This is a genomic window from Jujubicoccus corallicola (genome assembly GCF_047345645.1).
Classification (GTDB): Bacteria; Pseudomonadota; Alphaproteobacteria; order Rhodobacterales; family Rhodobacteraceae; genus JBLEFH01.
Genome location: NZ_JBLEFH010000005.1, coordinates 1 through 12,269, shown reverse-complemented (window position 1 = coordinate 12,269; position 12,269 = coordinate 1). Strand labels below are relative to the sequence as shown.

The 12,269-nt window shown below is 62.0% G+C and carries 9 protein-coding genes; 4 read left to right on the top strand and 5 right to left on the bottom strand.

Translation table 11 applies throughout. The features are described from left to right. Positions 1 to 3: 3 nt before the first annotated feature. The 4 genes from ACMA5I_RS09455 to ACMA5I_RS09440 form a co-directional block, all read right to left on the bottom strand. Positions 4 to 765 (bottom strand): enoyl-CoA hydratase/isomerase family protein, encoded by a 762-nt coding sequence (locus ACMA5I_RS09455; protein WP_525886021.1) that lies wholly within the window; start codon positions 763 to 765, stop codon positions 4 to 6. Continuing rightward, positions 762 to 2,333, bottom strand: a complete 1,572-nt coding sequence (locus ACMA5I_RS09450) for an acyl CoA:acetate/3-ketoacid CoA transferase (protein WP_525886020.1) — start codon at positions 2,331 to 2,333, stop codon at positions 762 to 764. Before ACMA5I_RS09450 ends, ACMA5I_RS09455 begins: the two co-directional genes overlap by 4 nt. After that, complete coding sequence (locus ACMA5I_RS09445; protein WP_525886019.1) at positions 2,330 to 3,340, bottom strand: Gfo/Idh/MocA family protein; 1,011 nt, start codon at positions 3,338 to 3,340, stop codon at positions 2,330 to 2,332. The genes ACMA5I_RS09450 and ACMA5I_RS09445 overlap by 4 nt, the downstream gene beginning before the upstream one ends. Before the next feature lie 132 nt (positions 3,341 to 3,472). Continuing rightward, positions 3,473 to 3,694 carry a hypothetical protein gene (locus ACMA5I_RS09440; RefSeq protein ID WP_525886018.1) on the bottom strand — a complete coding sequence of 74 codons (222 nt, stop codon included), beginning with the start codon at positions 3,692 to 3,694 and terminating at the stop codon, positions 3,473 to 3,475. Between the two features lie 222 nt (positions 3,695 to 3,916). Between ACMA5I_RS09440 and ACMA5I_RS09435 the strand changes: the two genes are divergently transcribed. The 3 genes from ACMA5I_RS09435 to ACMA5I_RS09425 are packed head-to-tail and all read left to right on the top strand — an operon-like array spanning position 3,917 to position 7,352. Next, positions 3,917 to 4,879 carry a TAXI family TRAP transporter solute-binding subunit gene (locus ACMA5I_RS09435; RefSeq protein WP_525886017.1) on the top strand — a complete coding sequence of 321 codons (963 nt, stop codon included), beginning with the start codon at positions 3,917 to 3,919 and terminating at the stop codon, positions 4,877 to 4,879. Positions 4,880 to 4,885: 6 nt separating this feature from the next. Beyond that, positions 4,886 to 5,341 (top strand): DUF1850 domain-containing protein, encoded by a 456-nt coding sequence (locus tag ACMA5I_RS09430; protein ID WP_525886016.1) that lies wholly within the window; start codon positions 4,886 to 4,888, stop codon positions 5,339 to 5,341. A 1-nt stretch (position 5,342) separates the two neighbouring features. Then, the gene (locus ACMA5I_RS09425; protein WP_525886015.1) at positions 5,343 to 7,352 is read left to right on the top strand and encodes a TRAP transporter permease; all 2,010 of its coding nucleotides are present in this window, start codon (positions 5,343 to 5,345) and stop codon (positions 7,350 to 7,352) included. Positions 7,353 to 7,406: 54 nt separating this feature from the next. On the opposite strand, the gene ACMA5I_RS09420 is transcribed toward ACMA5I_RS09425, so the two are convergent. Further along, a complete protein-coding gene (locus ACMA5I_RS09420; RefSeq protein WP_525886014.1) occupies positions 7,407 to 7,640 on the bottom strand; it encodes a hypothetical protein in 234 nt (77 codons plus the stop codon). Between the two features lie 513 nt (positions 7,641 to 8,153). On the opposite strand from ACMA5I_RS09420, the gene ACMA5I_RS09415 reads away from it, so the two are divergent. Next, positions 8,154 to 11,768: a vitamin B12-dependent ribonucleotide reductase gene (locus ACMA5I_RS09415; protein WP_525886013.1), complete on the top strand. Its 3,615-nt coding sequence runs from the start codon at positions 8,154 to 8,156 to the stop codon at positions 11,766 to 11,768. Positions 11,769 to 12,269 lie beyond the last annotated feature (501 nt).

Sequence of the window (12,269 nt, the reverse complement as noted above, 5' to 3'; positions counted from 1 at the left end):
CGCTTATCCTTTGAACTCCGGTTTGCGTTTGGCGGCGAAAGCGGCGACGCCCTCGGCCTTGTCCTCTGTCGCCGCAATCATCCCACTGGCGAGCGCGTCGATCATGGCGGCGCGATCCTCGCCCACCCCGGCATGGATCATATATTTCGCGGTTTCCGTTGCGCGCGGCGACGTCTCGCTGAGTTTCGCGGCAATCTCGCGGGCGGTCTCCAGCGGCTCGTCCTCGACGGCGGCGACAAAGCCGAGATGCCAGGCGCGGGACGCATCGAGCCGCCGCCCGAAAAGCGCCATTTCCTTGATGACCGGCTCCGGCAAAAGCCGCGCGAGCCGCTGCGTGCCGGACCAGCCGGGCACGATCCCGACCTGCGTTTCGGGCAAAGCCAGCGTCGCCATCGGGGCCATGACGCGAATATCGCAGGCCGTGGCGAGTTCCAGCCCGCCGCCGAAGGCATGGGCTTGCAGCACGGCGATGGTGGGTTTCGAGAGCCGCGCGAGACGGTCGAATACGCGGTGGCCGTGGCGCACCCAGATCCGGGCGAAATCGTCGGGGGAAAGCTTTCCCCAAGCGGTGATGTCGGCACCGGCGCAGAAGGCCCGCTCGCCCTCGGAAGTAAGCAGAACGCCGAGAATATCGGGGTCGCGGTCGATGGCGTCGCAATGGGCGGCGAGCTGGTCCAGCATCTCCACGGTGAAAGCATTGAGCTTGCCGGGATTGTCGAGATGGAGGATCGCGAGGCGGTCGTCGCGGTTAAGATGCACGCTCATAGTTTCAGCCCCATCGGTCCTTGCGCGAGCAGCGCCATCGGCATGGTGGCCGCGTTTTCTGCCACCCGCACACGTCCACCGGCGGCGGCGACGATATCGCGCTCCGGGTCGATGCCGGGCATGATTTCGGTAGCGACGAGGCCCTCCGGGGTCAGCCGGATCACGCAGCGCTCGGTGACATAAAGCACATCCTGACCCTGCTCGATGGCGCGTTTGCCCGAGAAGGTTACATGCTCCACCTTGTCCACCATCTTGGTGAATTTCCCAGGGGTTTTGACGGTGAGGCCCGTGTCGGTCAGCGCAAGATCCGCGCCCGCTTCGAAATAGCCGGAGAACACGATCTTTTTCGCATGGGCGGTGATGTCGACAAAGCCGCCGCACCCTGCGGTAAGATAGGGTTTCTTGCCGAGTTTTGAGACGTTGACGTTCCCTTCCACATCGACCTCAAGGAAGGAGAGGAAGGACATGTCGAACCCCGCCCCCTGAAAATAGGTGAACTGGCTCGGCGAGGGCATGAACGCATCGGCATTGGAGCCGCAGCCGAAGGCGAAGCCGGTCAGGGGGACGCCGCCGACCGCGCCTTGCTCGATCACCCATGTGACGGCGCGCGGATGGCCCTCTTCAAGCAAAATCCGCGGCACGATGGCGGAGATGCCGAAGCCAAGATTGGCGGTTTGCCCGGCGGAAAGCTCCATCGCCGCGCGGCGGGCGATGATCTTCTCGACATTATGATCGGCGAGCGAAAAGCTCTCCCAAGGCCGGTCGATCTCGCCGGAGATCGCGGGGTCATGGAGCGTTTCGGTGGTCTGTTTCTGGTCCGGGTCGATCACGATGAGATCGACAAGATGGCCCGGCACGCGCACATCATGGGGGCGGAGCGAGCCGCGCGTCGTCACCCGCTTGACCTGCGCGATCACCAGCCCGCCATGGTTGCGCACGGCAATGGCCTGATCGAGACCGCCGAGATAAGCGCCCTCATGTTCATAGGTGAGGTTGCCATGCTCATCGGCGGTGGTCGCGCGGATGATGGCGACAGTCGGCACGATATTGGGGAAGTGGAGCCAGTCCTGCCCGTCAAATTCCACACGGCTGACGATGGGATGCGCGGCAGCGGCGTCATTCATCGCGCAGCCCTCGCGGATCGGATCGACGAAGGTGTCGAGCCCCACACGGGTCAGCACGCCGGGCCGGTTCGCCGCCACATCGCGGTGCATGTCAAAGAGAATGCCCGAGGGCACATTATAGGCGCGGAGCCGGTTTTCCGTCAGCATCTTCCAGATCTCTGGCATCGGCAGGGAGGACGGCCCGGAAGGGTAGGAGCCCGCGATGATGCAGCTCAAAAGCCCATCCTTGGCAATGTGATCGACGCCCTTGATCCCATACATATCGCCCGCGGCAATCGGGTGCAGGGTCGTGAGATCCCGCGGATGGCCCTCCGCATCGAACCGCTCGCCAATGGCGCGGAGCATCGCATCGGGGCAACCGAGGCCCGAGGAGGAGGAGACGGAGACGACCGCGCCATCCTCAATCCGCGACGCGGCATCGGCGAAAGAGACGACCTTGCTCATGAGAACCCCTGATAATCGACGCGGGTGCGCTGGCCGCTGGTGGCCGCTTCCATCACCGCTTCGGCGACGGCGAGGGATTTCACGCCGTCCACCCCATCCGCCGCCGGGCGGCCCGTGCCATTCACCGCGTCGGTGAATTTTTGCATCGCGAAGCCGTAGAGATCATGGTCGAGAAAGTCGATTTCCTCGTCGCCGGTCTCAGTAGTGAGGATCACCGTGCCCGCCGGTTCCTGCGTCATCACATTGGTCGCGCGGATCACGCCCTTGGTGCCGTTCACCTCGATCCCGGTTTTGGCGAAAGGATGGGTGAAGCTCTCATGTGTCGAGACCATCACGCCCGAGGGCATGGACCAGATCGACATATTGCTGTCCTCGACGCCTTCGCCCATGCCGCCGCTGGTTTTCATTGCGACCACCTCCACCGGGTCTTCGCCGAGATGGAAGCGCACGGTATCCGCGTCATGGACCACAATGTCCGCGATCACACCGCCGCCCGCTTCGGGATTGTTGATCCGCCAGCCGCGGAGATTTTCCGGCAGATGGACGGCGTGGTGAATCTTGAAACTCAGCACCTCGCCGATCTTGCCCGAGGCAATCAGATCGCGGATCGCCTGATGGGAACCGGCATTGCGAAGGTGATGATTGGTGGCGAAGGTCACGCCCGCCGCCTCCGCCTTGCGCACCATCTCCGCCGCGTCCTTTGCGGTCATGGCGAGCGGCTTCTCACAAACAACATGCTTGCCCGCCGCGATCGCCGCCATGGCTTGCGCGAAATGTTTCTCGTTGGTCGTGCTGATATAAACCACGTCGATGCTGTCATCGGCGAGCATGGCGTCGAGATCCGTGGTCGAGCCGGGGATGCCGTGATTTTTCGCATACTCCGCGCCGCGCTCGCTATCGGAACTCAGCACCGAGCGGACCTCGCCGCCTGCGCCCCGGATGGCGTCGATCATATATTGCGATGCGATGTTGCTGGCCCCGATCAGGCCCCATCCGAGTGTCGGCATCGAATCCTCCCTTATGTTCGTTAATGAGAGATTGGAACGTTCCAATTCACAGGTCAAGAGGGTTTCTAACCGCCAAACGCAAAAACGCCCCCGAGGCTTGGGGGCGTTCAAAAAATCCGGGTGGGGGCGATGTTACGCGGCGATGTCCGAAAAGACGTGACCGGTGATCGCGTCGCGGGTCAGGGACAGCTCGGCCAGTTGGGCGTCGGTCTTGCTGAACAGGCGGCGCAGCTCCCCGATCCGCTCCATTTTGAGCGCGTAAGCGTTGAAGCCGAAGCCTTTATCGGCGGCGAAGGCATCGACGGCCTTGGTGATGGTCTCGTCGAGCGAGACGATAGTGCTTTGATACGACATGGAAACCTCGTTGATCCAGTTACTGGGTTTCCTCCCTAACGCTTTGTCAGATAGTCGGCGGGGTCCACCTGGCCTAGGGGTATTTGCGCATAACCGCTATTCGCCGGGCGCAGAGCGGCGTGGCGGCGCTCCGGGCCGCGCGGCGCTAAGCGCCCAAAATGCGGGCATTGTTTTTGCCGAATGATCCGCTAGGCTCGGGTCATAAGATTCTGGGAGGAATGTATGAAACTGATGAAAATGATTGTCGCCACCGGTCTCGTTGCGGTTGGCGCCCCCGCTTTTGCGCAAGAGCAGCTGTCCATCGCGACGGGCGGCACGGGCGGCGTCTATTACCCGATGGGCGGCGCGATTGCCGAGGTCATCAACAACAATGTCGAGGGCTATCAAGCCACGGCGGAAGTCACGGGTGCGTCGGTCGAGAATATGGGCCTGATTGCGACCGGCGATGCGGATATCGCCTTCGGTCTCGCCGATACGGTGGAGGCGAGCTTTGCGGGCAGCGGACCGTTCGAGGGCCAGCAACTGCCGATGATCCGCGCGATTGCGTCGGTTTACGCGAACAACCTGCAACTGGTCGTGCCAGCCGATAGCGATATCGCCTCGCTCGCCGATCTCGCGGGCAAGCGCGTCTCCGTCGGCGCACCGGGCTCGGGCACCGAGGTCAATGTGCAGACCGTGCTGGAGGCCAATGGCGTCACTTATGATGATTTCGAAGTGCAGCGCCTCAACTTCAACGAAACCGCCGACGCGCTCGCCAATGGTGATATCGACGCGGGCTTCTGGTCCGTCGGCGCGCCGACTTCGTCGATCATGAACCTTGCGACCACCAATGACGTGAAGATGCTCTCGCTCACCGATGAGGAGCGGGCCAACGCCATTGAGGCGAACGGGATTTACGCGGAAACCACCATTGCGTCCGGCACCTATGAAGGCATCGCCGAGGATGTGCAGACCATCGGGATCCCGAATGTTCTCGCCGTCTCCTCCGAAATGCCCGAAGAGGTCGCCTATAATGTGACCAAGGCGATGTTCGACAATGTGGCGGATATGCAGGCGGTCCACCCGGCGGCGAATGAAACCACGGTCGAGTTCACCATGAGCGCGACCCCGGTGCCGCTCCATCCCGGTGCGATCCGCTATTTCGAGGAAGCCGGGGCCGAGATCCCCGATGATCTGCGCGAGTAAGCGTTGATGCGCAGCGTTCTGGGGGGCGGCGCGCTCGCCCTCCTTTTTGCATCTTCGGTGGCCGCCGATGCGCTGACCGTGACGCTCGATGACGGGCAGCGGCTCGCCGCGATCGACATGCCCGAAGGCGCGGGCTGGTGCATCCTCTGGCGCCATTCCGTGCAGGGTTTCGAGGTGGAGGATTGCTATGAAAACCAAGGCGGTGCCATGGTGCTGACCCGCGCGCGTCTGCCGGATTTCGCCGCCGGGCTCGATCATATTCCGGGGCGCGGGCGGCAGGTCTCGGACGGGCAGGGCGGCTACTGGATCGAAGAGATCGACGAGCCTGTGCCCGGCAACGCCTATGTGCTGCGGCCCGGACGCCCCGCCGTCGATCACCGGATCGCCGCGGAGGGTGTGACCCTTTCCCTCACGGCGGCCTCTGAGCATCGCCCCGTGACCCTCGCGCTGGAGACAGACTGACATGACCCAAGACGACGCCCTCCAGACCGACCTGCCGGATCAGACCGAGCTGACCAGTCCCGGCGCGCCCGATCCGGCGCAGCCGAAAGCGATCCTGCTGCTGATTTCCGGCGTCGCCATCGCGCTGTCGTTCTTCCAGCTTTACGCCGCCGGGATCAAACCGCTGGGGCTGTTCTATCAGCGCCCGATCCATCTCGGTTTTATCCTTGCGCTCTGTTTTCTGATCTACCCCGTCACCGGGCGGGGCAAACCGCGCGGGCTCATCGGCTGGCTGATCGACGGGCCGCTGATCCTCGGCGCGATCCTTGTGGGGGCGTGGCTGCCGATGAATATCGACACCATCGCCAACCAGATCATCCCGCGCCAGATCGACATCAATGTCGGCATCATCACCACGCTGATCGTGCTGGAAGCCGCCCGCCGTGCCGTTGGCCTCGGGATGACGCTGATCGGGGTGTTCTTTATTGTCTACGCCTTCTCCGGCTCACGCGGGAGCCTGCCGTTCCTCGCCGATTATATGCCCGGCATCCTCAATCACCGCGGCTATGATATGGACCGGCTGGCGAGCCAGATGACCCTCGGGGCGGAAGGGATCTACGGTCTCGCCCTTGGCGTTGCGGCAACTTATATCTTTATTTTCGTCCTCTTCGGCGCGTTTCTTGAAGTGACCGGCGCGGGCAAGTTCTTCATTGATCTGGCCTATGCCGCGACGGGTCGCCAACGCGGCGGCCCGGCGAAAGCGGCGGTGATCGCGAGTGCCGGGATGGGGTCGATCTCTGGCTCGGCCATCGCCAATGTGGTGACCACCGGGGCCTTCACTATCCCGCTGATGAAGAAACTCGGTTACCGTCCGGCGCAGGCGGGCGGCATTGAGGCCGCCGCCTCCACGGGCGGGCAGATCATGCCGCCGCTCATGGGCGCGGGCGCGTTCCTGATGAGCGAGTTCACCCGGATGCCCTATATCGACATCGTCATGGTCTCGATTTTCCCGGCGATCCTCTATTTCGGCGTCGTCTATCTGCTCGTCCATATCGCCGCCGTCAAACAGGGCATGACCGGCATGACCGGGGACGAGCTGCCCAAGGTCCGCGAGGTCATGCGCGAGGGCTGGCATTTCGTGCTGCCATTGGTGGCGCTGGTCTGGCTGCTGGTCGCGGGCTACTCGCCCATGCGGGTCGGGTTCTACGCGATCGTGCTGGTCGTCGTGGTCGCGGCGCTGCGCGGGCTGTGGGATTGGATGCGCTCCGGCTCCGGCAGCTCGGGCTTTATCGCCATGTGCCGCCGGGGGCTCGGGCAGATGCTCGCCGCGCTGGAGCTTGGTGCGCGCAATGCCGTCGCGGTCTCCATGGCCTGTGCGGTCGCGGGCATCATCGTTGGCGTGGTGGGCCTAACCGGGCTTGGCCTCAAATTCTCCGCGATGATGCTGGCCTTCTCCGGCGGCAACCTGCTGATGGCGCTGATCCTCGTGATGATCGCGAGTCTTGTGCTTGGCCTCGGCCTCCCGGTCACAGCGGCCTATATCGTGCTCATCATCCTCGTCGGCCCAGCGCTGACGGAAGAGTTCGGCATCCCGCTGCTGATCTCCCATCTCGTCGTCTTCTGGTATTCGCAGGACAGCAATGTGACCCCGCCCGTGGCGCTCGCCGGATTTGCCGGGGCGGCGGTGGCGGGCGCGAAGCCCATGGAGACGAGCGTGCAGGCGTGGAAATACGCCAAGGGTCTCTATCTCATCCCGCTTTTCATGGTCTATAACGAGCCGATCATCGCCGGCGGGCCGCTGCATATCGTGATCTGGAACGGCGCCATTGCCATTCTGGCGCTGGCAAGTTTCGCGGCCTGTCTCGAAGGCTTCCTCTTCGCGCGGATCCCGGTTTGGCAGCGCCTTGCGATGCTGCCCGCCATCGTTGCGATCTTCTGGCCGAGCTTCCCGGTCGAGGCGGCGGGCGCGGTGGTGTTGATCGCGCTGATCTTGCTGAACCGGACCAGCGCGCAGAATGCGGCACCGGCCTGACGCGCATGAAAAAGCCGCCGGGAGAACCGGCGGCTTTCACGATGACATCAGGACTTACCCGCGCTCGCGGCCTTCCTTGCGGCAGATCGCATCGGCGGTGTCCACATCCATCGACTCAGGGCGGTCGATGGAGCGGTCCCAACTGTGGAGCGTGCGGGTGTAAAGCTGGCAGGTCACGGGGCCTGCGGCGGTGTTCACCACAACCGGCTCCGTCTCATAGGCTTCGGGGCTCGAGCACGCCGCCAGCACCAGACCAAGCGCCACCAGCGCCGAACATTTTCCAATCATCACACACTCCCTCTGACAAATATTCATGAAAAGTTACTGGATAATATAACGCCCTAGCAACAGGAATCGGGCCGCGATGCTGCGGCCATGCCGGTTTCCGCACATCCTCGCCAAGCTGTGTCGTGAAGTCGCATCGCGGGTTAAGAAGCGGTAAATTCGAATCTTTCGCACCTGCATCATTGCGCTTTTGCTCAAGCCTTCAAGGGTGATAGAGTTAACGGGTGAAACCTGACCCCCGATCACCTGCCGGGCGAGACTCAGGGATAACAAATTTTCAAGACCAAATCACAACATCGAAGTATAATAAATTTGTTGCAACACGCGTTTGGCTACGCCAGATTGTGTCCACACTGCGACCGACCACTATATGTAGTAGGTTACGCGCAAAGAGCAACAAAGCTTAAAAAGCGAGCAGTGACAAGGATTTAGGGCAAAGACAAGCGGGCGAGGCGCTCGCCTGTTTGTAACGAGGAGCGCGGCCGGAGGGCTGTCTTATGAAGGACCGGGGGACCCATGAAAATTGAACGCCGTTTTACCAAGGCGAAGGCCGATGCCTATAGCGAGATCGAATTCCGCAAGACCAGCTCGGAGATTCGCAACCCCGACGGCTCCGTCGTTTTTGCTCTGAAAGAGTTCGAGGTTCCGAACGCATGGAGCCAGGTGGCCGCCGATGTGCTGGCCCAAAAATATTTCCGCAAGGCGGGCGTCGCGCGGGCGCTGAAGAAGGTAGAGGAAAAAGGTGTGCCGGAGTTTCTCTGGCGCTCGGTGCCTGATGAGGCGGCGCTGAAGAAACTTCCCGAAGACCAGCGCTACGGTGGCGAGACCGACGCCCGCCATGTCTTTGATCGTCTGGCCGGGGCCTGGACCTATTGGGGCTGGAAAGGCGGTTACTTCTCCACGGAAGCCGATGCGCGCGCCTATTTCGACGAAATGCGCTACATGCTCGCCAAACAGATGGCGGCGCCGAATTCCCCGCAATGGTTCAACACGGGTCTGCACTGGGCTTACGGCATCGACGGGCCGGGGCAGGGGCATTTCTATGTGGATTTCGAGAGCGGCAAGCTGACCCGCTCCAAATCCGCCTATGAGCATCCGCAGCCCCATGCTTGCTTCATCCAGTCGATCTCCGACGATCTGGTGAATGAAGGCGGGATCATGGATCTCTGGGTCCGCGAGGCGCGTTTGTTTAAATACGGCTCGGGCACGGGCACGAACTTCTCCTCGCTCCGGGGTGGCAATGAGCCGCTGGCCGGTGGCGGGCGTTCGTCCGGTCTGATGTCCTTCCTGAAGATTGGCGACCGGGCCGCGGGCGCGATCAAATCCGGCGGCACGACCCGCCGCGCCGCGAAAATGGTGATCTGCGATATGGATCACCCGGATATCGAGCAGTTCATCAACTGGAAGGTGCGCGAGGAGCAGAAGGTTGCGTCCCTCGTCGCGGGCTCCAAGATCCACGAGCAGGAACTGAACGGCCTCTTCGCCGCCGTCGCCAAATGGGACGGCAAGGCAGAGGACGCGATTGATCCGAAGAAAAACGCAGCGCTGAAAGACGCGATCCGGTCGGCCAAGCGCCATCAGGTGCCGGAGACCTATATCAACCGCGTGCTGCAATATGCCAATCAGGGCTACACCTCCATCGAGTTCCCAACCTATGACACCGATTGGGACTCTGAGGCCTACAGCACCGTGTCGGGCCAGAACTCGAACAACTCCGTCCGCGTGACCGACAGCTTCCTGCAAGCGGTGAAGGATGATGCCGATTGGGAGCTGATCCGCCGCACCGATGGCAAAGTCTCGAAAACCGTCAAGGCGCGCGAGCTGTGGGACCAGATCGGTCACGCCGCATGGGCTTGCGCCGATCCGGGCATCCAGTTCCACGACACGATCAACAGCTGGCACACCTGCCCCGAAGATGGCGAGATCCGCGGCTCCAACCCGTGTTCGGAATATATGTTCCTCGACGACACGGCTTGTAACCTTGCCTCGCTGAACCTTCTGCAATTCTACAAGGACCGCAAATTCGACGCGGAAGCCTATATCCACGCGACCCGCCTCTGGACGGTGACGCTGGAAATCTCCGTGCTGATGGCGCAGTTCCCGAGCCAGAAGATTGCCGAGCTGAGCTATAAGTTCCGCACCCTCGGCCTCGGCTACGCCAATATCGGCGGCCTTCTGATGAATATGGGCTATGGCTATGACAGCGACGAAGGCCGGGCGATCTGCGGTGCGCTGACGGCGATCCTGACCGGCGCGTCTTACGAGACCTCGGCGCAGATGGCGAAAGAGCAGGGGCCGTTCCCCGGCTATGCGAAAAACGCCGATCACATGCTGCGCGTCATGCGCAACCACCGTCGCGCCGCTTTCGGCGAAGAGGCGGGCTATGAAGGGCTCGCCGTGCCGCCGGTGCCGCTCGATCACGACAACTGCCCCGATGGCAGCCTGATCAACCTCGCCCATAAGGTGTGGGACGACGCGCTCGCCCTTGGCGAAAAGCATGGCTACCGCAATGCGCAGGTCTCCGTGATCGCGCCGACCGGCACCATCGGCCTTGTCATGGATTGCGACACCACCGGGATCGAGCCGGACTTCGCGCTGGTGAAGTTCAAGAAACTCGCCGGTGGCGGCTATTTCAAAATCATCAACCGCTCCGTGCCGCAGGCGCTGGAGAACCTCGGTTACGGCAAGAGCGAGATCGAGCAGATCATCGGCTATGCGGTCGGTCACGGCACCATGGGCAATGCGCCGGGCATCAACCACACAACCCTTGCGGCCCAAGGCTTCGGCCCCGAAGAGATCGACAAGATCGAGAGCAAGCTCGACACGGCCTTCGACATCCGCTTCGTGTTCAACCAGTGGACCCTTGGCGAAGAGTTCTGCACCGGCACCCTTGGCATTCCTGCCGAGAAGCTGACCGACCCGTCCTTCAACCTGCTGCAACATCTGGGTTTCACCCGCCAGCAGATCGAAGAGGCGAACAACCATGTCTGCGGGACCATGACCCTCGAAGGCGCGCCGGGCCTCAAGCCTGAGCATTACAAGGTGTTCGATTGCGCCAATCCCTGCGGGAAGATCGGCAAGCGCTATCTCTCGGTCGAGAGCCACATCACCATGATGGCGGCGGCGCAGAGCTTCATTTCGGGCGCGATCTCCAAGACGATCAACATGCCGAATGACGCCAGCGTCGAGGACTGTAAGGCGGCCTATGAGCTCAGCTGGTCCCTCGGGGTGAAGGCGAATGCGCTCTACCGCGACGGCTCGAAACTGAGCCAGCCGCTCTCCTCCGCGCTGATCGAGGATGAGGACGAGGCGGAAGAGCTGCTCGAAGCGACGCCGACCGCCCGCGCCGAAGCGCTGGCCGAGAAGATCGTCATCCGCGAGATTCGCAAAGGCCGCGAGAAACTGCCGGAGCGCCGCAAGGGCTACACCCAGAAAGCGATCGTCGGCGGGCATAAGGTCTATCTGCGGACGGGCGAGTATAATGACGGCTCGCTCGGCGAGATCTTCATCGACATGCACAAAGAGGGCGCCGCTTTCCGCGCGATGATGAACAACTTCGCCATCGCTGTCTCCGTGGGTCTGCAATACGGCGTGCCGCTTGAAGAGTTCGTCGAGGCCTTCACCTTCACCCGGTTCGAACCGGCCGGGATGGTGCAGGGCAATGACAGCATCAAGAACGCGACCTCGATCCTCGATTACATCTTCCGCGAACTGGCGGTGAGCTATCTCGACCGTACGGATCTGGCGCATGTCAAACCGCAAGGCGCGGCCTTTGCCGAGCTTGGCGCGGGTGAGACGGAAGGCAAATTGCAGGATGACGAGCAGCAAAACAGCGCGCTCGACATGATCCGCGAGATTTCCTCCACCGGCTATCTGCGTAAGCGCCTGCCGCAGGATCTCTCGGGCTTTGGCGCCACGGTCCCGTCCCCGACGACCGCAGCGACCGGCATGGCCGAAGCCGCTGCGCCCGGTCTCAAAGCCCCGGCCACGGCGGTGATGGACGAGCGCGCCAAGGCGAAAATGCAGGGCTATGAGGGCGATCCCTGCGGCGAATGCGGCAACTTCACCCTGGTGCGCAACGGCACCTGCATGAAGTGCAACACATGCGGCGCGACCAGCGGCTGTAGCTGATCCGCGCGCGACGAGTTCGGTGTGAATGGACGCATAAATTGACCATTTTGGAACAATAGCTGTCCATTTTCGCACACAACAAATGACCATCGCCCGATTTTGGGCGGTGGAGACGAAAAGGGCGGCTCGCGTTATACGCGCTGCCGCCACGGGCCGGGACCCGGCTTTAGCGTCATACAGAGCTCATCCGTGCAAGGATGACGAAACCCGTCGATGCAGAGTCGCACAAGAGATGCGGCATACTAACCCGCCCAAGTTTTTGGGCGGGTATTTTGTTGGAAGGTGGCGGTGGCGCGTTGTTCTGCGTTTTCCTGGATATCTGATCGCTCATGATGCGAGATTCCTTGCGACATTGCTTGCCGTTCCATCGTATTCCTCATATCCAATACATGTTCATGTTATTTATGTGAAGAGTAACAAGCCTGCGATTTGAAGGGAATAGCGGTGTTCGCGCCGACATATTCTTATTTTTTGATGTAAAATGATGCCCCCTGCGACATT

Excerpts from the sequence above, each read along its gene's own strand:
- ACMA5I_RS09430 (WP_525886016.1), top strand. The coding sequence starts at position 4,886 with ATGCGCAGCGTTCTGGGGGGCGGCGCGCTCGCCCTCCTTTTTGCATCT.
- ACMA5I_RS09420 (WP_525886014.1), bottom strand. The coding sequence starts at position 7,640 with ATGATTGGAAAATGTTCGGCGCTGGTGGCGCTTGGTCTGGTGCTGGCG.
- ACMA5I_RS09440 (WP_525886018.1), bottom strand. The coding sequence starts at position 3,694 with ATGTCGTATCAAAGCACTATCGTCTCGCTCGACGAGACCATCACCAAG.
- ACMA5I_RS09435 (WP_525886017.1), top strand. The coding sequence starts at position 3,917 with ATGAAACTGATGAAAATGATTGTCGCCACCGGTCTCGTTGCGGTTGGC.
- ACMA5I_RS09445 (WP_525886019.1), bottom strand. The coding sequence starts at position 3,340 with ATGCCGACACTCGGATGGGGCCTGATCGGGGCCAGCAACATCGCATCG.
- ACMA5I_RS09450 (WP_525886020.1), bottom strand. The coding sequence starts at position 2,333 with ATGAGCAAGGTCGTCTCTTTCGCCGATGCCGCGTCGCGGATTGAGGAT.
- ACMA5I_RS09455 (WP_525886021.1), bottom strand. The coding sequence starts at position 765 with ATGAGCGTGCATCTTAACCGCGACGACCGCCTCGCGATCCTCCATCTC.
- ACMA5I_RS09425 (WP_525886015.1), top strand. The coding sequence starts at position 5,343 with ATGACCCAAGACGACGCCCTCCAGACCGACCTGCCGGATCAGACCGAG.
- ACMA5I_RS09415 (WP_525886013.1), top strand. The coding sequence starts at position 8,154 with ATGAAAATTGAACGCCGTTTTACCAAGGCGAAGGCCGATGCCTATAGC.